Origin of the sequence: Corynebacterium anserum, from assembly GCF_014262665.1 — a bacterium.
Taxonomy (GTDB): domain Bacteria; phylum Actinomycetota; class Actinomycetes; order Mycobacteriales; family Mycobacteriaceae; genus Corynebacterium; species Corynebacterium anserum.
Genome location: NZ_CP046883.1, coordinates 689,208 through 713,088, shown reverse-complemented (window position 1 = coordinate 713,088; position 23,881 = coordinate 689,208). Strand labels below are relative to the sequence as shown.

Sequence of the window (23,881 nt, the reverse complement as noted above, 5' to 3'; positions counted from 1 at the left end):
GAGGTGTGACGTCGGTCGGGCCGCTGCTGAGAAGCCTTAGTCAGTCCACGACCCACGGGTCTTCACGCTGGTTGTCACCGTTGGAAGTGTAGCCACGGTGTGCTTGCCCAGAGGTCATACCGCCGTGTCGCTTGCCGCGCGGCGCTGCTGTAGACGCGCCACTACGGCATCAATCCGAGCGCGGTCTTCTAGAAACTCCGGCGGAGCTTCACCACGCATTGACTGAGCCAGCTGCGGCTGACGGTCGATAATCGCACCGAAGCGGCCGGCGATCTCAATAGTTTGCTGACGAGCCTTGGAATAGGCTTGTGGTAACAGTACCGACTGAGCCTCGAGTGCCTTTTCGGTTTGTTGAACTACCCATTCAGCAAGTTCATCGAGTTCTTTGATCAGATTCTCGCAACTGGATCGCATCCAGAGGCGCCACGTCGCGGTAGATGCCATAGATTCTGGCTCACAAAGGGTGGTCATCACCGCCGTATTTTTTATATTTTCCGACGCCACTCCTGCAACCGAGGCGCTGCCCTTGTGCATGAAGGTGAGAGTGCGACCAGGGTGTGCATAAGAAGCGTGTCCTTCTTGCGCATAGGAACGGGCGCGTCCTGACATCTCGCCTGAACGCACTCCGGACACAAATGCCTGGCGTAGGCCATTAAGCTCAGATAATTGCGGACGCACCTCGCACCGACATTCCGTCACCGCCTCATCCAGTTCCATGAGGCAATCCTGGACAAGTTCGGGATCCCAGTCAGCCATCGCTTGCGCCACATGGTCGATATGCTGGGAAATTTCGTCGCCGATATCGTAAATATTCTGGGTGAGCTCGCGGACGCGCAGAGTGGCATTATAGTGCACGCCTCACACTCCTCTCCCGGGTGTTGTGAATCCTCTTACGTCTCGGCAGTCAAAAATCACTGCTGTTGAGCAGTGCTTTTATCCACGCAAGCCACCATAAAACAAGGCCACGCCCTCATCGTGGAGGCGTGGCCGTTGTTAGTGGTAAAAGTTTTGCCGAAAAGCTCTCAAGGCATCAACTTTCACCACGTTAGATCTCTCCTGCGCCGCTGACCCGTGACGGTTCGCTACACAGGTGGATCAACACCCCTCGTACCGAACCGGATCGTCGTTTTACTTACCGGAGTAGATCTTCGCAATGTCGCGAGAGAAATGCTCAGCGATCGCGAAACGCTTAATCTTCATGGATGGAGTGATTTCTCCGTCTTCCTCGGTGAAGTCACGGTGCAGGATGCGGAACTTCTTGATGCCCTCGGCGGAAGACACGGTCTGGTTCGCTTCGTTAATTGCATCCTGCACATGGGAACGCAAAACAGGGTTCTTAGCCAGTTCACGCACCGAGGTGTTTTCTGGAATACCATTGTCCTTCTTGAAACGAGCAACGGCATCTTCGTCCAGCGTGATCAATGCCCCCACAAACTTCTGGTCATCACCCACCACCATGGCCTGAGAGATAATAGGCGCAGAACGCAAGATATCTTCCAGAGGTCCTGGGGACACGTTCTTACCACCGGCGGTAACCAGGATTTCCTTTTTACGACCCGTGATCTTCAGGTGGCCGGATGGTAGCAAGCTACCGAGGTCGCCCGTCTTGTAGAAGCCGTCCTCCGTAAAGTCCTTCTTTGTGGCCTCCTCGTTCTGCCAATAACCCTTAAAGACCACAGAACCCTTGAGCTCAATCTCGCCATCTTCGGCAATGCGGACGGTATTACCACCGACCGGCTTACCCACGGTTCCGATAATGTTGTCTGGATCCGAGTTCACTGCGACAGCAGCTGTGGACTCAGTCAAGCCATAGCCTTCGAAGATCTTCACGCCCACACCGCGGAAGAAGTGCATAAGCTCGGGGTTCAATGCGGAACCGCCGGAGATGCAGTACAGCAGACGTCCACCGAGAGCAGCGCGCAAGGTGGAGTACACCAGCTTGTCATACAGAGCTCGGCGGGCCTTCAGAGCAAAACCAGGGCCTTCCTGGGTATCCAAAGCCTTGGAGTAATCCGTAGCGGTCTTTTCCGCCAGGGCGAAGATCTTTGCCTTGAGTCCGCCGGCCTCATTTGCCTTAGCTTTCGCACCAGCGTGAACCTTCTCGAAAATCCGAGGAACACCTAAGATCATGTGTGGCTGTGCACGCTGGAATTCAGCGACCAAAGTGTCCATATCTGACCAGTAGGTCTGTTCAGAGCCACCGAGAATAACGGTGTACGACACTGCGCGCGCAAGCACGTGAGCCAACGGCAGGAACATGAGGGCACCATGGCCTTCACCAGCGAAAGAACCAATTGGATTGGTCAGGAGGGTACGTACCTCAGACAGCCAGTTTTCATGATCCAACATGCAACCCTTGGGGCGTCCGGTTGTTCCAGAGGTGTACACGATGGAGTTGATCGTCGCGGAACTCATCCCTGCGATACGCTTGTCGATCTCCTCCTGAGGAATACCGGCCTCTTCACCCTCCTTAACCAGATCAGCAATCGCATTCTGATTGAAGGTGAAGACGCGGTTCAGATGTGCAGTATCTGGCTGGCGCTCCCCTTCCTTCACGAAAGTGTTCAGACGAGTAGAGTGCTCCGAGTCCTCAGCAAAGGCCAGCACAGCACCGGAGTCTTGGATGATCCACTCACACTGGCTGGTGGAAGAGGATGGGTAGATTGGCACGGAGGTAGCTCCGCATGCCTGAATGGCGAAGTCCGCCAGGATCCACTCATAACGAGTGTTGGACATGATAACCACACGCTCGCCTGCCTCGAGACCGTTGGCAATCAGCCCCTTGGCCACTGCATAAACCTCGTTAAGGAACTGCGTGACAGTGACCTGCTCCCAATCAAAGTTCACAGGTCGGTTAAACGTCACTAGGTTTGGCTTTTCTGCTTGAAGATCGCGCAGGGCAGAAATGAGGGTCTCATTCTCGCCCACAGTGTAAAGAGCCTCAGACGTGTATTCCGTCGTGGTCATTATTCTCCTCGTTACCTTACTTCTCGCTGTTACCTGTCACGGATATCTCGCGGTGAATCTAGACGCGGGCATACCTAGGCTCTAGTCTGAGCCAAACGTGACGTTCACTTCTACAAACATATATTAGTGAAACGGATCACGTTCCAGTCTTTCAAAAATAAATACACATCTCCCCCATTCCATTGGCTCATCACCCCCTTTATCGGCACAATAACCAATGTGAACGTCACCGAATCGCCCGATGCCCCCTCCCATTTCTCCGACCGCGAGCTGGAACTTCTCCACGAGCTTGCCGAGCTCTGTGGTGTAGCCACCCGCTACATAGGACAGAATGGACAGCCCGTTGACATAACCCCCGCCACCATACTCTTCGCTTTGCGGGAATTAGGCCTGAAGCTTCCCGCAGTTCCCACCCAGCTTTCCTTGGAAGACGCCAAAAAGGCACTCCTGGCGTCGCGATATTCCAAGCTCATTGCACCCACAATCACGGCGATCGCAGGCCAGCGCCGAAACGTAGAGGTTCATTGCATCGATGGCGACACAGTAGAAGCCTGGGTCATCACTGAAAAAGACGAAGAGATCAGGTGCCCCCAGCTCAACATCTGGGTAGACCCCGTGACCATCGACGCCACCACCTACGGCACCGCCACCTTCGAGCTACCCGAACTGCCCGCAGGCTGGCACGAATTACACGCACGCATCAGCGGCCCCACTGGAGAAAAGCACGCAACCTCAACCCTCCTGGTTTCCCCACAGCGCCTCGGCTCTGCTGAACGGTTCGTCACCCAACCAGCCACCGGCGTCATGGCTCAGCTATATTCTGTGCGAGACCGTGACGCATGGGGGATGGGAGACTACCGCACTCTGACAATGCTCGGGCAATCGCTGCAGAAACTAGGCGGGGCGGACTTTATCCTCGTCAACCCGATGCACGCCGCCGAAGCAGTACCGCCAGTGGAAAATTCCCCCTACCTTCCCACTACCCGTCGCTTCACCAACCCGATCTACATTCGCGTGGAGGATACACCGGAATATCACGCGCATCCTGAACTTCACGAAACCATCGGGGTAATGAAAGAAAACCTCGCGCAGGCCAACGGCACTTCTGAAGAGCTCAACCGCCATCCGGTCATGTCCTCCAAACTTCGCGCGCTTTACATGCTCTGGGATGCCGGAATAGGAAATCAACGCAGAGAGGCTCTCAGCCACTACCGCGAACACGAAGGTCTGGGTCTCGAAGGATTCGCCACGTGGTGCGAAAACGCAGCCAGTGAATACTCCACACAACATGGTATGAAGCTCACTGCGGAGTTCTTTGCATGGGTACAGATGCTATGCCAAGAACAAGAACTTGCCGCACACACCGCGCTGACCCAACACATGCGTATTGGATTAATGGCTGACCTCGCCGTCGGTGTGCACCCAGGCGGTGCTGACTCCCAGATTTTGGCGGATGTTTTGGCACCCGGCGCCAGCGTAGGAGCTCCCCCGGACGGCTATAACCAGCAAGGCCAGGACTGGTCTCAGCCACCGTGGCACCCGTGGAAATTGGCTGAGGAGGGTTATAAACCGTGGCGCGACATGCTGCGCACTATACTGCGCAGCTCCGGCGGTATCCGCGTCGACCATGTGTTGGGTCTGTTCCGGCTATGGTGGATTCCCCGCATGGGTTCACCAACCGAAGGCACCTACGTGCGCTACGACCACGAAGCGCTCATCGGTGCCCTCGTTCTTGAGGCAGAGCGCGCAGACGCTGTTGTCATCGGCGAGGATCTCGGCACCTTTGAGCCTTGGGTTCAGGAATACCTGGCCAGTCGAGGGATCATGGGAACTTCCATTGTGTGGTTCGAGGGTGATGCCCACGGCGCGAAAACTCCCGATCGTTACCGTGAATTAGCACTGACATCCGTGACCACTCACGATCTCCCTCCTACTGCCTCGTACTTGCGCGGCGGGCACATCGACCTGCGGGAAAAACTGGGTGTGCTCACACGCGATCCCGCCGAGGAGTACGCGGAAGATGCTCAGTGGCAGTCTCAAGTCCTATCGATGATGGGAGCTGCAGGAGCTTTCGCAGGGCTTAACTGTGAAAGCTACTTCACCACTGAAGCAAACTCTGGCGTACTTCGCGAAGCACAGAATCCTCAGCATGGGCGTGACAACCGTCCAGGCGGCGCAGATGGACTCAGCAGTACTCACGCGCTAGTCAGCACGGGGATCCTGGAAGGGATGAACCGTTTTCTCTCCATGACCCCCTCCGCATTAAGGTGTGTGTCTCTCGTGGATATGGTTGGGGATTTGCGTGCCCAGAATCAACCTGGCACCACACATGATGTGTACCCGAACTGGTGTATCCCGCTCTGCGATCACACTGGTAGGTCGGTGATGGTGGAGGATCTTTCAGAACTCACGCTGGCTCACGATGTGCTGGCTGCCGCCCGGGGTGAGTTTTAGCGTGCCCCAAGCTGTTTGCCGGCTGTGAAAACGACTTTAGAACAGCTGCGTCGCTATCCACGCCACAATCAAGATCACGAAAAGCAGGATCAGCGCCTGGCGCACCTTGGAGTGATGCTTCATGTTTATCCTTTCTTCTCTCCGTGGTCTGGGGTGCCGTCGGTAACCGCCTGATTCTTCCCGACGTCACCGCTACCCTCATCAGTAGCTTTTACGAGCATAAGCTTCTTGATAACCGAGCCGTCCACACCATACCCGGCGATGGCCTTTTCTTCCTCGGTAGGCGGAAGGATCCTCCACAGCAGTGCGTGAAACAGAGTCGCCAGGGCAAAACAAGCCACGAGCGCGACAATCACTAAGAAAGGGGTCTGGATCCACACAGGAAGGTTGATAAGCCATTCAAACATTGCGCACCTAGTGTAGTCCTATCCCCAGCGATACCCCAGATTCTCCACGACGTCTGAGTTTCCACGGGGACTCTGAGGGTCTGTTTTCATATCCTTCGAGATTCCTAGGGTTCGCTGATCGCACCAGATAATCCGCGTCGGCGAAGAAGAGGTTCCACGCTGCGCTGCTGGCCTCGGAACATCCAGAAAGCATCCTCGTAATCGATTGTTGCACCGCGAGATAAGATCATCCGGCGGAAACGATCCCCAGCGAAACGCACATCCTCGGCATCAATATCTCCACCCTCGTGTTCTTCACCGCGAGCAGCTCCCGTATCGATGAAGGCTTGGAACCCATCCGCATCCAGCACCTCAGCCCACAGGTAACTCCAATAACCAGCGGAATAGCCACCCGAGAAAATGTGGTTGAAATAAGCGGAGCGGTAACGCGGAGCGACCAGTCCCTCAACATAAAGGCCAGCATCTTCTACAGCCCGCTTCTCAAAAGCGTCGATATCCGTGACCTTCTCCGCCTCTTCAGCAGACAACTTGTGCCACGCCAAATCAACTATGCATGCAGACAGGTACTCGGTTGTCGCAAACCCTTGCGCCCACTTGGCTTGTTGTCTAACAGCCCCAATCAGCTCGGCAGATAGCGGCTGCCCCGTGTCTATGTGGCGAGCATAGTGACCAAGAATCTCCGGCTCCACCGCCCAGTTTTCATTGATCTGCGATGGAAACTCCACAAAGTCCCGAGGGACAGAAGTGCCGGAAAGACTTGGGTAGCGCACATCTGAGAGCAGTCCGTGCAGCGCATGACCAAACTCGTGGAATACAGTGGTCACCTCGTCCATCGTTAACAATGCCTGCTCACCATCCGCCGGTTTGGCAATGTTCATGACATTAACCACCACAGGCAGTTGCCCAATGAGATTGGACTGATCAACAAAACTGCTCATCCACGCGCCGCCCCGTTTCGTCGGTCGCGCATACATGTCGGTGAGAAGAAGACCTATTTCTGCGCCGGGATGAGCGGAGTCATCCCTCTCGCAGATCTCCCACACCCGGACATCCGGATGGTATCCCACCAGATCAGTGCGCTCGGTAACCCTCAGGCCATACAACCGTTCGGCTGCGTAGAAAGCACCATCGACCATCACCTGTTCTAAAGGAAAATACCTCTTCAACTCGGCTTCATCGACATTGAGCTGTTCCGCACGCAGTTTCGCTGACCAGTACGGCCAATCTGCCGCCGTCATAGGGTGTTGCTCTTCCCCATCCTCAACCACATTGCGCTTGTCCTGCGCCTGTTTATATTCGTCATAGGCGTTGGCCACAGCAGCAGGCGTGAGGGAATGAAGCAATTCTTCAACGGCTTTCACCGAACCCGCTGTCTCTACTTCTGCCACATAGTCCGCATGGGAGCCATAGCCCAGCAACTCAGCACGCTGTGCCCGCAAACGCACGATCTCCAACAGGGTCTCATCGTTATCGTGCCCGGCGCGGTGTAGAGACGCCTCGTAAACTTTCGCGCGCGTGCGGGCATCCGCCAGGTTCTCAAGGATCGGTTGCACGCTCGGAAGCCCCAAGCGGATCAACCACCCGCTTGCTTTCCCCGCTTCCCTAGCAGCTGCTGCAAGTTGGGTCCTCGTAGACTCATCCAGTCCCTGCAGTTCCTTCTCATTCTCGATATAAACAGCATGCTGCTCGGTGGATCGTTGGAGTTGTGCCCCGAAAGAGGTAGTGAGGGCAGCAAGCCTGGCGTCGATGGAGCGAAGTGTCTCACGCTGCTCGGCAGATAAGTTGGCCCCGCCACGGACGAAACGTCGTAGCCAGTACTCCTGCAACGCTGCTTCCTCGCTGCCTTCCGGTTGTTGTGGCACAGCACGAACGCGAGACCACAACTTCTCATTGAGCACGATGCTCGACATGTGCTGAGCCAGCTCACCAGAGACGGTCGACTCTACGTCGAGGACATCGGGGGAAGCCATCGTGCCTGCGTAGTTATAGACGATCACCAACACGCGGTTAAGCATCTGGCCCGCCGCTTCCAGCGCCTCCATGGTGTTTTCCCACGTCGGTTCAGCCGGATTTTCTGCAATGGCAGTGATCTCCGCACAATGGTCGGCCAACGCTGTGCGAAATGCTGGAACCAGGCTATCAACCTGGATGTGAGCAAAGTCTGGGAGTTCATATGGCAATTCTGACGGTGCGAGGAAATCTTCCATAGCCCCTCACTTTACGGCCGCTAACCTCTAACATTGAAAACTATGACCATCACTGCACAGCCGAACCCAGAACTCGATGTCCGTATCGCTGACGGAACAGTTCGGGGGTGGAGTGGCCCCACAGCTTCCCATTGGACAGCCATCCCCTTCGTGCAGGAGCCCCAGACTGTCGCCGAACGCTTTGCTCCCCCGCGTCCGGTGCAGCCTTTCCGCGGTGTAGTGGAGGCGATCCCGCAAGGGGCGAATTCACGCTGTACATTGTCTGTTACTCGACCTGCAGGAAAAATCGACCCTGAGGATAAGCTGCCGGTGATCGTGTTCGTTCACGGCGGTCGCTTTCAGGAGGGGCACGGAGATACCTCGTGGTACCGGGGCGATGCTTTTGCCCAGTCTGGTTGCATTCTTGTCACCGTCAATTACCGCTTCCGGTTCGAGGGTTTCTTGCCCTTAGAGGGAGAACCTCTTCCCGGGGATTTCGACGCCGCCGCTGAACCTCCTTATTTTCGTGCGGTAGAAGACGTGATTGAGGGTCTGCGGTGGGTACAGCGCAATATCGGAGCCTTTGGCGGTGATGCCAGCAACGTCACGGCAATGGGGCAATCGGCGGGCGGAACGTTGGTGACCTATGCCCTGGGCAGCCCGCGCACGAAAGATCTCATACACCGTGCAGTTGTGCTCTCCCAAGGTGCACCGAGACAGTCGTGGGAACAGCGCACGGGAACAGCGAAGATGATGCTGGGCGGACCATTAACCTATGAGCATGTTTCTTCACTGAGCCAGGAACGGGTAGACAGGGCTTTCAAGTATTTTGCACGGCGTTACTACGATGACTGCGCGGTAGGCCTGTCCCCTCACATGCCGGCGAATATGCATCCGGTACCGTTACTCACTGGCTCTTTGCGAGATGAATTCGCCCGAGTGGGTTTTGCTGAGCGCCTGGATACGGCGTATCGCTCCGATAACCCGTTGCGCCGGAAATGGGCAAAAGCATGGCTTCCACGTGTCTCTCAGAAGTTTGGCATACCAGCTAGGTCTCAGGATTGGGATGAGTGGCTCCGTTATTGCAATTCGGTTGAGCCTCCACGTCCTATGGGGCGGGCGATCGGCGATGCATCAATCCGTAAGTTCAGCGTAGCCACTATGGAAGCTCATTCCCGACAGGCACCGACATGGGTATATGAATTTCATGGAGGACCGGGCAATGTGCAGGAGCGAGGGACAGACGCACAGCATTGTGGCGATCTGGCATTAGTGTTCGATTGTTTAAACGTGGCTCCTTTAACGGTGACACGTTTCTGTGGTGATTATGCACCGCAGCGTCTCCAACCATTGGCTCGCCGTTTCCATACCATTGTTGCGAACTTCGCTCATGGTATTGAGCCAGATTGGCCACAATTCCGCGCGGAGACGGGGCGCCTCACCAAACTCTTCGATATGTCCGATTGCTCAGAAGACGTTGTGGAGGATTCGCATGGGCCGGTGCGCCGTTTCCTTTATCCAGAGGGCGAGCGCTGATCGCCGACACTCCACCTAGACAGGTCTGTCTATACACGTTATGGTTGTCGACATGACTGAAACACACTCGCCCTCCAACTCCATCTCCATCCCTCCGCTGGACACTCTACGGGCTCGCGGGACAATGAAATGGACACGGTACGGCGAGGATGTCCTCCCCCTATGGGTAGCTGAATCCGATTTCAGCACTTGTCCAGTCGTCAATGACGCCATCCGCGATGCTGTGGATCGCGAATACTTCGGCTACCGTGGTGCAGGTTTCCCGGTGGAGGAAGCCGTCGCCCGCTTCAGCGCGCGCCACTACGGCTGGGAAATCCAACCCGAATGGGTTCGCACCGTGCCCGATGTGGTCAAAGGCGTGGCTGTCGCCGTTGAAGAACTCACCCCACCGGGCTCCACTGTGGTCATCACACTTCCGAGCTACTACCCGTTTTTCGAAGTTCCAAAAGCCACCAACCGCCCGGCTTCATTCGTAGGAATGATCCAAAGGGACAAGCCCGGCGCAGAAGCCGATATCAATGGTGCAGTGGAACAAGAATGGGGTTTCGATCTCAAAGCTCTGGAAGAACTGTTCGCACATCCAGACAACCCTCATGGGGTCGGCTGCCTCATATTATGCAACCCCTATAACCCTCTGGGGCGGGCTTTTCGGGCCGAAGAACTACGCGAGGTCACCGAACTGGCGGATAAGTACAAAGTGCGCGTCATTTCTGATGAAATCCACGGGCCCATCGTTTATGGCGACGAGACCCATATTCCCACAGCCAGCGTGAGCCAGTGTGCAGCAGAGGTAACAGTCACCGTAACTGCAACCTCCAAAGGGTGGAACACCGCGGGTCTGCATTGCGCGCAAATCATCATGTCCAACCCATCTGATCGCGCACAGCTAGCACACGTCCATAATCTCCGTACTGGAGAGCCATCCGTCCTCGGCATGGTGGCGTCAGCCGCCGCATATAACGAGGGAGAGGACTGGCTATCCAGTCAGCTAGACTATCTCGAAGAAAACCTCAACTTCTTGGAAAAGCACATCCCCGAGGTTCTACCGGGATCGTGCTTCATTCGACCGGAAGCCAGCTTTTTACTTTGGCTGGATCTGTCTGCCGTACCAGGACTAGAGGTTAATCCAGCGGAGACTCTTCTCAAGAAAGCTCACGTGGCATTCTCAGAAGGTACGACGTTCGGCCCTCAAGGTAAGGGGCATGTCCGTCTAAACTTTGCGACCTCCCGCGACATCTTGAACGAAGCGTGCGAGCGTATTGCCGCGGCTGCCCCGTTCGCTTGACACCGATACCGCTAATTTGGCTCCTGAGAAGGTACCTGGGGTTGCGTGATTTTTCACCAATCCTCTACTGGGCTTAGTCTGGCCTCATGCTGAAGTCCTTGTCACGGATCTTGCGTTCCACAAAAGAACTATGGCCGTTTTATGTGGTGGTGATCATCACCTCCATCCTCACCGCCGTATTAGCCATGGCTACCCCTTTCCTCGTGGCACGAGCTACGGACGCTATCGTGGACGCGCTAGCCGGCCGCTCTTCCGTTGACGCGGCCACCTCCACCATTATTTGGCTCACTATCGGTCTCCTAGTCGCCGAACTTGGCGGCACCGTTATCCGCAATATAGGTGGGTGGTTTGGCGACGTCATGGCGACCCGCATGCGTCAGATCCTGTCAAACCGCTACTACGCTAAGTTACTGGCACTTCCGCAGCGCTACTACGACGATCAGGTAACCGGCACCATTATCTCCCGTTTGGATCGTTCCATCCTTGGATTGACGGATTTCTTCAAATCCTTCGCCAATAACTTCTTTTCCATGTTGCTCACCGTCGGCATGATCCTGGGTGTATGCGCCGTCTACTACTGGCCCCTAGCTCTGCTGTTAGCTGTGATTTTTCCGATGTATCTGTACCTCACCACGCGTACTTCTCAGAAATGGGTGGTATGGGAGAAGCAGAAAAATGAGCACATCGACCGTGCTCAGGGACGTTTCGCTGAGGTAATCGGTCAGGTCAAGGTCGTCAAAAGCTTCGTGACCGAGTTGAGAGAACTCCGCTTATTCCAAGGTCATTTCGCCCATGTCATCGGTTTAACGAAAGAGCAGTCCCGTTATTGGCATGCGATGGATACGGTACGGATGGGCGCGCTCAACGTCATATTTTTCGCCATTTATTTGATGCTTTTCTGGCGCACTCTTCATGGCCACTTCTCTATCGGTGAACTCGTTCTCCTACTGCAATATGTGGTGATGGCTCGGCAACCCGCCACCATGATGAGCTGGCTGGTGGACACTGCCCAACGCGCGGGTGCAGGCTCTCGCGAATATTTTGAAGCCATGGAGGAACTAGAAGAACCCGCTGCATCCCCGACCCTGATCGACGCCGCCACACCAGGTGGCAGCATGATGGTCTCAGAGGAGGAAGTCCGAGCTGGCAGCGTGCCGCAACTTTCTCCGTCGGCAACAGGTCCTGTCATCGAGTTCGACCGAGTGTGTTTCTCCTACAACGAGGGCGAACCTGTTGTACGAGAAGTTAGTTTCTCGGCAACGAAGGGTCAGAAGGTCGCCTTGGTTGGAGAATCCGGCGGTGGCAAATCCACCCTCGTCAACTTGCTCTTGGGTTTGTATACACCAAGCTCTGGCTCGCTCCGCGTGTGTGGTGCGGAAGTCACCGAAACCTCTGCACACACCCTTCGATCTTCTGTTGGTGTGGTGTTCCAAGAACCTGCCCTCTTCTCCGGAACCATTAGAGAAAACATTGCCTACGCACGGCCGGAAGCCACCGAAGAGGAGATCACCGCCGTCGCCAAACGTGCATTCGCCCACGAGTTCATCATGGGGTTCAAAGATGGCTATGACACGCTCATAGGTGAGCGCGGTCTGCGGCTCTCCGGCGGGCAAAAGCAGCGCATTGCGGTGGCCCGGGCCATGTTAAAGGATGCCCCTGTTCTCGTTCTCGATGAAGCGACATCAGCTTTGGACACGAAAGCTGAACGCGTGGTGCAAGCGGGGTTGGAAGAGTTGATGATTGGCCGCACCACTTTAGTCATCGCTCACCGTCTATCCACAATCGCCAATGTGGATCTCATCGTCACATTGGATAAAGGACGTGTGGATGAGGTTGGCTCTCCTGCTGACCTGGCGACATCAGGTGGTATCTACTCGGAGCTACTAAGGCTGACGGCATCGGGCTCGGCTGCGGATCGTGAGCGTTTAAAGCGATTCGGCTTCAACGACGTCAACGACAGTCACAGCCTCTGAATGAAGGACTCAACCTCAACGATAACTACGGGCGACAGTCTCAATATATGAGACGAGCCTACTGGCATCAAAGGGCGTCTCACGCTGAGTTCATACTCACGGGGCTTGTCCCATCCCTTCCACAGCTTTTCGCTACAGTGGAGAATTACCAGCTGACATAGTCATGCACGTTGAAAAATCACCGATTCCCCATAGTTAGTACGAGGCCCACTTATGGCACAAAATTCTTTCCCATTGAGCATCAAAGAATTTCTCAACTCACAGGGTGAGACGGTTGGCGTCGGGTCTAAAGAGGCCGAAGCCGCCGAACAGCACGCCCGCTCCAACGACCGCAACCACGTGTTCCACAGCTGGAGTGCGCAAGCAAAAATCAACCCTCTACCCATTGCCAAGGCTGAAGGCGCATGGATCTACGATTACTCGGGCAAAGGCTACCTCGACGCTGCCTCCCAACTAGTCAGCGCCAACCTAGGTCATGGCCACCCAGCACTCGTCGCGGCCATCACTACTCAGCTACAACGGGTGAGCAACCTCAACCCTGCGTTCGCAAACGATTCCCGTGGCGAACTCGCGGCCGCCATCATCGATAAAGCACAAGGCGAATTCTCACACATTTTCTTCACCAACGGAGGCGCGGATGCTGTCGAGCACGCTATCCGTATGGCTCGTAAACACACTGGACGCTCCAAGATCCTCACAGCCTACCGCAGCTACCATGGCGCTACGGGATCCGCCATCATGGCCACTGGTGAAGCACGCCGTCACGGTAACCCCACCACTGATGGAGATATCAAACACTTCTGGGGACCTTTCCACTACCGTTCTGCTTTCCACGCGAAAAACGAACAGGAAGAATGCGAGCGCGCGCTGCAGCACCTAGAAGACACCATTGATTTCGAGGACGATGTGGCAGCAGTCCTCATTGAGTCCGTTGTCGGCTCCTCCGGAGTGATCGTCCCACCAGAAGGCTACCTGGCAGGTGTACGTGAGATCTGCGACCGCAAAGGTATTCTCTGGATCGCCGACGAAGTCATGGTTGGTTTCGGACGCACCGGCAAGCTCTTCGCCTACGAGCACGCAGGTAAAACAGTTGCCCATCACAACGGCCCGGAGCAGGTTTCAAGTGGTTCCGAGCTGAGCCAGCAACACTGCACTGAAAAGATCCTGCAACCGGACATCGTCACATTCGCCAAAGGAGTGAATGCCGGCATCGTTCCTCTTGGCGGGGTAATGATGACCGCAGCTGTCAAAGCAACTTTTGACGACACACCATACCCAGGTGGACTGACCTACTCCGGGCACCCTGTGGCCTGCGCACCTGGCGTTGCTGCTCTTGAGGTCTACGAAAAAGAAAACATCTTCGACAAAGTGGCGAAACAGGGTGAGGAAATCATCGAGCCTCGCCTCAATGAACTCGTACAGAAGCATAACTCCATCGGCAATGTTCGCGGCAAGGGTTTCTTCTGGGCCATCGAGTTCGTGGCAGACCAAGATACAAAGGCTCCGCTAGGTCCTGAAGGCATGGCTGCTTTCGGTGCTGCCGCCAAGGAAGCCGGAGTGTGGCCTATGGTCTCTGGCAACCGCGTACACCTGGCTCCCCCGTTGGTCACCTCTGTCGAGGAGCTGAAGTTCCTCCTCGATGTGGTAGATGCTGCGGCAACAGAGGCCGACAAGGCACTCTGACCCTCGACAAGCGGAGTACTCTGCCCCTCGTCCATCATGGCGCCTTCTCACCGAGGTCTCTTTCGGGACTGAGGGGTCATGTCACCGTCGAGCCACGTCAACACAGCCCCATCAGCACATTAAAAATCGGGCTCTTGTTCCACCCAATCATGAGATGGAGCAGGAGCCCGACTATCGGCGCATTATGCGCTTTTTCTTAGCGCTTCATTCACATTGTTCACGCTTCACAGTTTAGCGGGGAACGGCTGCGCCCCCGCTGGAGTTTTGGCAGCAGGCTTACTCGCCGGCGTCGCCAATGAGCTTGTTGGCTGCGTCAGCAATCTTGTTCTTTGCTTCGTTAGCCTTCTCCTTGATACCAGCCTTGGTCTGGTCAGCGCGGCCTTCGTCCTTGAGAGAATCGTTGCCAGTAGCCTCGCCAAGACCTTCCTTAGCCTTGCCGCCCAGGTTCTCTGCCTTGTTCTTCAGTTCATCGGTAGACATACGCGTCTCCTTAGTCTTTGTTAATGGACCATGCGTCTTTCGCAGGTGCCGACATATCCGACCTTACGGAAAAATTTCTCAGCTGGTCGCCGTGGGGAGCACAGAAGGGATTTTTCACAGGCTACTTTACGAATGGCGTTGTGAACCCGTTGTCAAGCCGTTGCTGACCCGTTACAAACACCAGCGAGTGAAAACCACCATCCTGCATCACATCCCCTGGTAAACCCCATGATCAAAGCTCCTAGTAGGCGCGACGCCCTTCACGGGTGACGCGCAACGAGCAAGGATTTACGGCAGCAAAAGGCTAGGAGTAATCGTAGAAACCCTTGCCGGACTTGCGGCCAAGGTGCCCCGCAGTGACCATACGACGTAGCAATGGAGGGCAGGAGTAGGAAGGATCGCCGTACTCCTTATACATCACATCGGCGATAAAAGCACAGGTGTCAAGGCCAACCATGTCAGCAAGTGTCAGCGGACCCATTGGGTGAGCAGCACCGAGCTTCATGCCGGTGTCGATGTCTTCAGCAGTAGCAACGCCCTGTTCCACCATGCGCACAGCGGAAAGCATGTAAGGCACCAGCAGGAAGTTAACGATAAAGCCGGAGCGATCCTTCGCCCGTACAGCCTTCTTGCCGAGTACCTCGGTTGCGTAGGTCTGAGCACGCTCCACAACCTCTTCGTCAGAGGTCAGAGCTGGAATAACCTCTACCAGTGGCAAGACTGGCACTGGGTTAAAGAAGTGCAGACCAAGCACTCGACCCGGATTCTTGGTTGCGGAGGCGATGGTTTGGATTGGCAGGGAAGATGTGTTGGAGCACAGTGCCGCCTTCGGATCCTCAACGATCTCATCCAGCTGACGGAAAACGTCCTTCTTCACATCCTCATTTTCGATGATGGCTTCAATGACGATCTCACGGTCGGCGAAATCCTTGAGTTCGGTAGTGAAAGTCAGGCGCCCTAGCGCTGCGTCGCGATCCTCTTCCGACAACTTTCCGCGCTCAACAGCCTTACTCAAAGACTTCTCCAGGCGAGCCTTGCCGGCGTCGGCGAATTCCTGCTTGGCCTCCCATACCAAGACGTCACTGCCCGCCTTGGCGGCAACTTCTGCAATGCCGGCACCCATCAGGCCCGCACCGATAACACCTACGCGCTGAACCATTATGTTCTCCTCAATAATCGGGATTTCTTCTGTGTCCTCCGCCTAGCCTAGTGGGGCACAGTGCTCTCCGTCACCGTTTGCAGGAGGATATTTCTATTTTTATACGACGCCACCCCTCTCCATTCTTTGACACGACACCCCCTCCCACGCCGGGGAAGACCGTTAATGAAGCACTGAAGCAATGCGTAACGACCTGTCAGAGCTCCCACAGCTTCCCTTAATAATCAAGCCCTACTGTAGGTCTCACTGGTCAACAGAAAGGATGCAATTCACGAACGGTCATTTCTCCTCTTGAAACGTCAGCGCTAAACCCCCATTGTCCTCGCGACGTGGGGGTTTGGCGTTTGTGCAGGTCAGGTGGCTAATGATTCTTTCCGGTCATTCCGATGGTTCCGGTAATTCCGGTTGCTACGGAACTTCTTCCGGGATTTTTGCGGACTCCACACGAGATCGCTCGACTGATCCTCCAATGCAGGCGCATGTCAGCGGTACGAGCATCCATGCCGGATGGGATCCCGCGGCGATGAATAGCAGGCCGCTGAGGAGGTAGACGATGTACGGCCAATAGCTCAGAATTCTCATGGTTTTTCTTTCATGTAGTCTTGGGAGGTAGCCCCGTGGGGCTGGATAATTTGGCTATCCAGCGCCCGGGGTTATTTTTGTTTTCCTCTCCGGTACCTTTTTCCTTTCAGTCCTTTCGCATCTTCTGCCCGCCGATTGCGACGACTACAACACGAAGAGCCAGCACTCCCGCTCACTATTCGCCAGGTTCTCCAACAAATTACCTCACGTGTTCACTGGGAATACATCGTCAGAAATAATCCCGACGACTTTCAACCCCAAAGCTAACCGCTTCGAACTAACCTTATGAAAAGGCAAATAAATCTAGGAAGTGATATCATGATCGCCACCATCTCTCTCATCTCCGAAAGAGCGTAAGCGGGTTACCTACCTCGTATCCTATTCCCCACGCTATACGAAAGGAAAGCTCAGTGTCGCGTACTGATCTATATAAGCCATTGCCTAGCCAAAGCTAATCGGCACGACGAACTATCTCACCGCAAATTTCTAGAGGGTTGACGCAAAACAAATCTTAAACCTCTCACCCCAGCATAAGAATACTCACTCCGATCTTTAGGCCGTAACTGAGATAAAACGAAAACTACTGAATTGCGACGAACAGTAGACGCTTCAAAAAAGAAGCGATAACTCCAATGAAATAGGAAGATATTTATTTTCTGTTCCAGAATCGTGGTTAATATCATAACGAACTATTTCCCTAGCTTTTGAGTGGTTATTTGAAGCAACTCCACTCATTGATTAATAATAAAACTGGGGGCCTACCTACTCATTCATATCGACGATCACCCCCCAATCAGCCATAACTAGGGCTAAGCTCGCAGCGAGTAAACAGACAACTCGATACCACAAATCCCGGCTCTACGACCGCAATATGCAAAACCCCCACGCACAGTTATACTTTCCGCAAGCATAAATTTTTTATGCAAAATAAAATTATAACTTAGCCATTGCTGAGGAAGAAGCATGTTCATCACACGTACTGCTAGGCGCACTCTTATCATCGCAGTGTTCGTCGCTATTCCATTCGCCACCGCTTGCAACTCTGCCAACACCGCCGCACCCAAGAGCGACACATCCGCACTGCCTACTACCGCATCCTCATCACAACCATCTAGCTCCAAGGCCCACCCAAACCCCACCTTGAGGCAAACCGCGGAGTCCACATCTGTCTCACGTGCCGATGACCCCGCATCGACATCCCCAACCGGTTTTACCGAAGCACCGGGACAGGCAACACCATCCAAAATGAACAAGACTATAGCATCGTGTGGCGACCCTGCTCTGCATGAAGCTGGAACAACATTCTTCACCGATGGCTCTAGCGGATGGACACAGCAATGCGCCAACCAAATGATGACTGATCAGCCTGTACCTGAACATACTTCAGGAAAGGTCTTAACCTGTGCTCAAATCGGACACAAAACACACGCGGGCGACGGGCTTTACATACCCGATCACGACAGCGACGGCGACGGTGTGGGTTGCGAGAGTTACCCAGACTAACCTCTTCCGTCAGCCGCTCCACATATGCCGAGAATGACATACAAAATGAAGTATTCCATCCCAAACTATGATCATTCAGGACCCGGAACGGAACAAGCGTATCGAATTACAAACTCATCTGCTCTAACCCATACGCTAAGCTACGCCTCACTTCAACAGCGGAATCGACCAGATTCACGACCTTGTATGAAAACTCAAAATGCGACAGAGATCGAATTAAAAATGCGCGCATGAATCTTTACCAAAACCTTGGTGTCGATTAAACAATTGCGCAAGATACCCCTACTCACGACATAAAATAGAGGACTATCTATGACCAACCCCTACCTCACACCTTCAGCTAAAAACGAATCACCAACGCAAAACAGGCCTCCACGTAGGACAAAGACAGCATGGTGGAAAACAATACTGGCCTCAGTAAGCATCATCATCGGTTTATTCATCCTCCTTGGTGGCTCAGCTTCTGATGAAAGTAAGTCTTTTTATTTCCTCGCAGCTGCTTTTCTTCTCCCTTCAATCTGGTTCTTCATTCGCGAAAAAGCTGATCAGATCAGTCCATCAAAACCACCAACGAAAAAGCACTGGGGAGTTATCACCATGATCAGCGTTGGCCTGTTCTTTGTCGGTGTATTTTCCACCCTCTCGGAACCTCAAAACTCACATCCGTCTCCTGTAACCGATGAACCACTAGTAGAAGAGTCGGAAACTTCGACTGTTGAATCTTCACCTACCAAGTCCTCTGAGAGCTCCGCCTCAGAAGCTGAATCAGCTCCAGTTACCACTGAAATCGAAGAAGATACTCCTGGCTATCAGGAAAAAGAAAATAATGAGAAGCATGGATTCGTCGCTCCTGCACAGTCTCCGGCTCCCGCATACACCCCACCCTCAGCTCCTGCATACACACCACCTGCCCCTGCGGGTGGACGGACTGTTCACCCAGGCGCATTCTGCAATGGAGGCACCGGAGTCAGTAGCACAGGTAAACCAATGGTGTGTGCTCCGGCCTCCGATGGCCGTATGCGCTGGCAAAGCGCCTAAATTTTGCCTCTTTTGACTCCACAGCCAAATACCGGGTGTAGCTGTGAGAGTTCATTATCCGCTTCCCAAAACACTCGCACCATGCCCGTTCACAACATGCAACCCAGAGCTCTCCCGTACGCAAGTTCCAGCCCTGAGAGAAGCTAGGATTACCCCGTGAGCATCGACCCAGCCTATCTTGAACACCTCATTAGCGACGTCCGTAGTGCTGTTCAGCATAAAGAAGCCACGCAATGGCGTCTCGACACAGTCAGCGCTGGGGGTACCGCACCGACAATCGGCTCAGATGATGACGCGCGTGTCTTCGCATTCCCCGCCACAGCCGACACTGCCGCGTATGTCGCGCAGTTCCGCAACATCGATTTCAGCAGCCTCCGCAATGATCTCGCGAACATCGACCTACCCGTCATCAACCAATTCGACGCACTGGCAGACGAAGCCCGCCAGACAACCTCTTATCGCGGCCTCCGCAAACTATTTTCTTCCCGCCCTATCGAGGGTGAACGCGCACTAGCTTGGATGCAATCCGTCGATGTCTCGAGCATCCACACCATACTTTCCGGTATCGACGCCGCACTCGGCTCCACGGATCACAACGAGTTTATCGGGCTTCACATCGGAAGTCTTAAGGGACAGATTGAAGCTGACCTGGTACGCCTTACTGGTTGGCCAATCGAATGGATCAGTGCCGACACGATTAACCAACACAACCAAGCTGTCAGCAGCATCCAGGCCGCTCGCGCGACCGAACATGCGTTGGAAGCTGAAGTGCAACGCGCCTCCCGCGCATTATGCGAAAAGCAAGCCCATGAGGAGCTGGTGCGCACGGATATTTCTGTGCTAGATCACATCACTGACGGACGAGTGCGTTTAGGCCCGCTCAAACATCTCACACTTCCACAGATTGCGGCCGCGTCTCCCTCGGAACTCATGACATATGACGGCGTGGGGGAAAAGACAGCCAACCAAGCTATCGCCGCGGCTCGTTCCTACTCACAAGACGTCATCAACTCACAGATTCCACAGATTAACTACCAAGACAAGCTACCCTGCACCCCTTACGTGACGGCACTAGCGAACCTACTAACCTACCGCGATAATCTCCGCGATCTTCCACTCAACCCACTGATCCTCGCCCCGGTTGACCCTGGAACGCCAGTTGCTATCGCCGGAGTCAACGACTTGATCACCTCCGGTACCTTCCAACGACCGCACCGTCGCATCGATAGCGAGGAAGCGTGGAGTCTTTACGCTGTACGCGCAGCAGAATTCCATGCCTACGGTGATTCTGGCGCTGGCACCGAGGTACCAGAAGACATCGCCGAGCACATCGCAGACATCACCCTTAGGGGAACACTGCACGCGTCACTGCGCGGATACCAGGCTTTCGGTGCCAAATTTGTCCTAGCTCAAAAGAAAGCACTCATTGGTGACGAAATGGGTCTAGGTAAGACCATGCAAGCTCTCGCAGTACTGGCACATCTCAAGGAAGAGAGGAAAAAACATGCCCTGGTGGTTTGCCCTCCCTCGCTGCGCATCAACTGGCAACGTGAAATCACCAAATTCACCGACTTGCCCACGTACCTGATTCACGGTCCCAATAAGGACGTAGCACTCGAAGCGTGGAAACACAACGCAGGAGTGGCTATCGCTGGCTTTCCTGAAACGCGAGCAAATAGGCTCCTAGAACCTGCACACATTCCTCAAGTAGACATCGTGGTGGTGGACGAAGCACACCGAGCCAAGAACCCTCATTCTCAGCAGTCGCAGGGTGTGAAAGCTCTCACCGAAGCTGCTGAATACGCTGTGTATCTCACCGGCACTCCCCTCGAAAACCGAGTCAGCGAATTCGAAGTGCTACTGGGGTATCTCGACCCCGCCATGAACGAGAAATTGGACAACGTTCGTGGTCAATCCTCGGGCTTTAAAAAAGCTATCGCCGGAATCTATCTGCGTCGGAATCAACAAGATGTCCTCGACGAATTACCGCCCGTAGTCGAAATCGAGGAGTGGGTGGAGCCGAAGCCCGGTGACGTGGACAAATATGAAGATTCCGTACGACGGGCGCACTTCATGGACATGCGCCAGGCATTCTCCGGCAAAGAATCCGCAAAAATGGAACGCGTGCTGGAGATCCTCGGCGACGGAGCCGAGGCTGGTAAGACCATCATCTTTACCTATTTCCGGTCTGTGTTAGACACCTTGATGATGGTTCTCCACGACCGCGCATACGGCCCAATCGCAGGCGGTGTCAACCACGAAGAGCGACAGAAAGCAGTGGATGCCTTTAGTTCGGCAGAAGCCGGCGCCGTTTTGGTCTGTCAGATCACCGCAGCCAGCGAGGGGCTGAATATTCAGGCGGCCAACCGAGTCATTCTCATCGAACCCCAGCTCAACCCAGCCGTGGAAGCACAGGCTATCGCCCGGGCCCACCGCATGGGCCAGATCAACACCGTGGAAGTTCACCGCCTACTCACACCGAACTCAGTGGAAGAACGTCTGGTCGACATGCTCGCTAATAAACGTGCGGTGTTTGACCGTTTCGCGCGTGACTCCGTCACCGCCGATTCCAACCCAGAAGCCCTTGACGTCTCGGAAGCACAACTCATCCACCAGGTCATCAAGGCCGAGCGAGAACGCCTGGGAGAGACTCCTCGTCTCTGATTCCGCTAAGTGCTATCGCCTCGCACTCTTGTTCGGTTGACCCCCAAAATCCTACGGGTCGCCCTGACACTCTACGAGCTGCCTTCCGTCATCGGGCTGTTGTCCGCACGTCGACGTCAAACGTCCACACAGCGTCTTTTCCGCTTGTCAAGGTCGATCATTCTTTAAGGAAGTCCGCTACGGGCACGCGAGAGATCTTCACATCAAGGATGCACGCATCCCCTGCGTGCTGAGCGAGGAACTGTTCCACCTCTCCCCCGGGCTTCAACTGTTCCGGGCTCGTGACACTCAATCCCTGCACACCAAATGGTGCACCCATGGATGCAAAGTCCATGTCTTCAAGCAACATCGGGCGCTCATCGAGTCCTTTAATAGCGTATTGGTGAATCTCAGCACCGTAAGCAGCATCGTTAAATACGATGAGCGCTCCGCCTGCCTTACTGTTACGAACCTGGTTGAGGAATGGCCCGAGATCTGCTGCTGCCATTTGTGTGCCTCCATCGCCAGACAGCAGCGCGGTATAGCGCTCGGGACGCGCTGCTGCCACACCAGTTCCGCTCGGCAGACCCAGACCTATGGACATCACTGCACCACCGACCAGGATGGTGGATCGGGGGTCGGGGACATCCAGGTATTTGCCCACCCATCCAAGGAAGTGCCCGCCGTCAGTGACCACGCTGCGCTCCTCGGGCAGCATTTCATTGAGTCGGCGTAGAACATAGCGCGGATCCAGCTTCCCATCCACTCCTGTTTCCGCGAAGCAGCCTGGGTCTAACTCTTCACTTTCCCGCTCCGGAATCTGCCCGATGGTTTCCCGCCATGTCTTTTTATTCGACGTTAACTCGGTTCCATCACGGAATTCATCAAGCACGCTCAGGAGTGCGGGAACAAGCTCTTCCAAACGCGCATCGACATGACGGTGAACTGGGATGAATGGCTTCCGCGCGTTGTACACAGAGGGATCCCAGTCCACACGGATGATATGAGCTCCTTCACCAAAGATGCTGCCCTTGCGCGTCTGCAAAGCGTTCAAGCCAGCCCCTAAAACCAGAACCACATCTGCTTGGCGGAACGTACTCAGCCGGCCATGGTGGGCAAATCCACCACAGATACCAAGATTCCACTCATCCCCCACCACTCGCCGCGCCATCGCAGTCGTAGCGAACAATGCCCCCACTTCGTCTCCGAGTTTCTTCACGGAGTCACCCGTTTCTGATTCCACCACACCGCGTCCAGACACTATGAGAGGACGCTGAGCACCGAGCAGGCGCTTAATTAAGCCGCGGGCGATACTGCGATGAGCATCGCTCAACCCCTCAATTGGATCGGAATCCTCTAAATCAATGATCTGGGTTGTGAATTCATCACGCACTGAATCCATAGATGGTGCACCGGGAGAACCATACCAAGAGCCCAGGTCAGCGCGCAGATGAGCATTCTCGGTAGAGTCCAGGGTGGCGTCCACCAAGTTATGGGGAACAGCCAAAACCACCGGCGTGCGCATCTGCTCGGCTTGGCGAAAAGCGGCGTCGATAGTCCCACGGGTATTGGACGGCTGCACGAGATATACCGGAACGTCGAGGGCAGAGAGGATAGCCGGTGTATCGATGTCAATCGGGCGACGACGAAAACGACCGTCGACAAAGGGCTCCATACCTGCCACATAGACTAAAGGAATACGTGCCTCTTTCGCCTCGGACAAGGAGGTGATGGTGTTAGTGAAACCAGGACCGTAGGTGGTAGATGCCACAGCAATCGTCCCCGTGGCACGGTAATAGGCATCTGCAGCTGCGACGGTACCCGCCTCATGCCGCATACCTACATAATCACCGCCAATACGCACCAGTTCGCTGATCATGTGGATATTTCCGTTACCGACCAGCCCGAAGGTTGTGGTGTGACGGTCGGCAATTGCTTCCGCGAGACAACGGGAAATAGTCATGGAAGATACCGAAGATGATGTA

General features: G+C 54.8%; 16 protein-coding genes. 8 read left to right on the top strand and 8 right to left on the bottom strand.

Annotated features, from left to right (window positions below):
* Positions 1-114: 114 nt before the first annotated feature.
* Positions 115-855: a hypothetical protein gene (locus GP473_RS02915; protein ID WP_186277114.1), complete on the bottom strand. Its 741-nt coding sequence runs from the start codon at positions 853-855 to the stop codon at positions 115-117.
* A 273-nt stretch (positions 856-1,128) separates the two neighbouring features.
* Entirely contained in the window at positions 1,129-2,967 is a 1,839-nt protein-coding gene (locus tag GP473_RS02910) for an AMP-dependent synthetase/ligase (RefSeq protein WP_186277113.1), read from the bottom strand.
* Positions 2,968-3,237: 270 nt separating this feature from the next.
* Here GP473_RS02910 and GP473_RS02905 point away from each other — a divergent pair, with 270 nt between their 5' ends.
* Positions 3,238-5,421, top strand: a complete 2,184-nt coding sequence (locus GP473_RS02905) for a 4-alpha-glucanotransferase (RefSeq protein ID WP_186277255.1) — start codon at positions 3,238-3,240, stop codon at positions 5,419-5,421.
* Between the two features lie 125 nt (positions 5,422-5,546).
* Here the strand turns inward: GP473_RS02905 and GP473_RS02900 are convergent, their stop codons facing one another.
* Together GP473_RS02900 and GP473_RS02895 are read right to left on the bottom strand one after the other, a co-directional pair.
* Positions 5,547-5,828: a hypothetical protein gene (locus tag GP473_RS02900; protein ID WP_185769313.1), complete on the bottom strand. Its 282-nt coding sequence runs from the start codon at positions 5,826-5,828 to the stop codon at positions 5,547-5,549.
* A gap of 104 nt (positions 5,829-5,932) precedes the next feature.
* Positions 5,933-8,035: a M3 family metallopeptidase gene (locus GP473_RS02895; RefSeq protein ID WP_186277112.1), complete on the bottom strand. Its 2,103-nt coding sequence runs from the start codon at positions 8,033-8,035 to the stop codon at positions 5,933-5,935.
* 42 nt (positions 8,036-8,077) lie between these two features.
* Here GP473_RS02895 and GP473_RS02890 point away from each other — a divergent pair, with 42 nt between their 5' ends.
* From GP473_RS02890 to GP473_RS02875, 4 genes are all read left to right on the top strand, one after another.
* The gene (locus GP473_RS02890; protein WP_186277111.1) at positions 8,078-9,550 is read left to right on the top strand and encodes a carboxylesterase family protein; all 1,473 of its coding nucleotides are present in this window, start codon (positions 8,078-8,080) and stop codon (positions 9,548-9,550) included.
* 52 nt (positions 9,551-9,602) lie between these two features.
* Positions 9,603-10,835, top strand: a complete 1,233-nt coding sequence (locus tag GP473_RS02885) for a MalY/PatB family protein (protein ID WP_186277110.1) — start codon at positions 9,603-9,605, stop codon at positions 10,833-10,835.
* 86 nt (positions 10,836-10,921) lie between these two features.
* Complete coding sequence (locus tag GP473_RS02880) at positions 10,922-12,808, top strand: ABC transporter ATP-binding protein (protein WP_186277109.1); 1,887 nt, start codon at positions 10,922-10,924, stop codon at positions 12,806-12,808.
* A 213-nt stretch (positions 12,809-13,021) separates the two neighbouring features.
* Entirely contained in the window at positions 13,022-14,491 is a 1,470-nt protein-coding gene (locus GP473_RS02875; protein ID WP_222104968.1) for an aminotransferase class III-fold pyridoxal phosphate-dependent enzyme, read from the top strand.
* Between the two features lie 276 nt (positions 14,492-14,767).
* Here GP473_RS02875 and GP473_RS02870 read toward each other — a convergent pair whose 3' ends face one another.
* From GP473_RS02870 to GP473_RS02860, 3 genes are all read right to left on the bottom strand, one after another.
* Positions 14,768-14,971, bottom strand: a complete 204-nt coding sequence (locus tag GP473_RS02870) for a CsbD family protein (RefSeq protein WP_185769308.1) — start codon at positions 14,969-14,971, stop codon at positions 14,768-14,770.
* 304 nt (positions 14,972-15,275) lie between these two features.
* A complete protein-coding gene (locus GP473_RS02865; RefSeq protein WP_185769307.1) occupies positions 15,276-16,130 on the bottom strand; it encodes a 3-hydroxybutyryl-CoA dehydrogenase in 855 nt (284 codons plus the stop codon).
* 408 nt (positions 16,131-16,538) lie between these two features.
* Complete coding sequence (locus tag GP473_RS02860) at positions 16,539-16,712, bottom strand: hypothetical protein (RefSeq protein WP_185769306.1); 174 nt, start codon at positions 16,710-16,712, stop codon at positions 16,539-16,541.
* 963 nt (positions 16,713-17,675) lie between these two features.
* Between GP473_RS02860 and GP473_RS02855 the strand changes: the two genes are divergently transcribed.
* From GP473_RS02855 to GP473_RS02845, 3 genes are all read left to right on the top strand, one after another.
* Positions 17,676-18,215 carry a hypothetical protein gene (locus GP473_RS02855; RefSeq protein ID WP_185769403.1) on the top strand — a complete coding sequence of 180 codons (540 nt, stop codon included), beginning with the start codon at positions 17,676-17,678 and terminating at the stop codon, positions 18,213-18,215.
* A gap of 312 nt (positions 18,216-18,527) precedes the next feature.
* Positions 18,528-19,253, top strand: a complete 726-nt coding sequence (locus GP473_RS02850; RefSeq protein ID WP_186277325.1) for a hypothetical protein — start codon at positions 18,528-18,530, stop codon at positions 19,251-19,253.
* Between the two features lie 156 nt (positions 19,254-19,409).
* Positions 19,410-21,917: a DEAD/DEAH box helicase gene (locus GP473_RS02845; RefSeq protein WP_246394880.1), complete on the top strand. Its 2,508-nt coding sequence runs from the start codon at positions 19,410-19,412 to the stop codon at positions 21,915-21,917.
* 157 nt (positions 21,918-22,074) lie between these two features.
* On the opposite strand, the gene GP473_RS02840 is transcribed toward GP473_RS02845, so the two are convergent.
* A complete protein-coding gene (locus GP473_RS02840; RefSeq protein ID WP_186277108.1) occupies positions 22,075-23,859 on the bottom strand; it encodes a thiamine pyrophosphate-binding protein in 1,785 nt (594 codons plus the stop codon).
* Positions 23,860-23,881 lie beyond the last annotated feature (22 nt).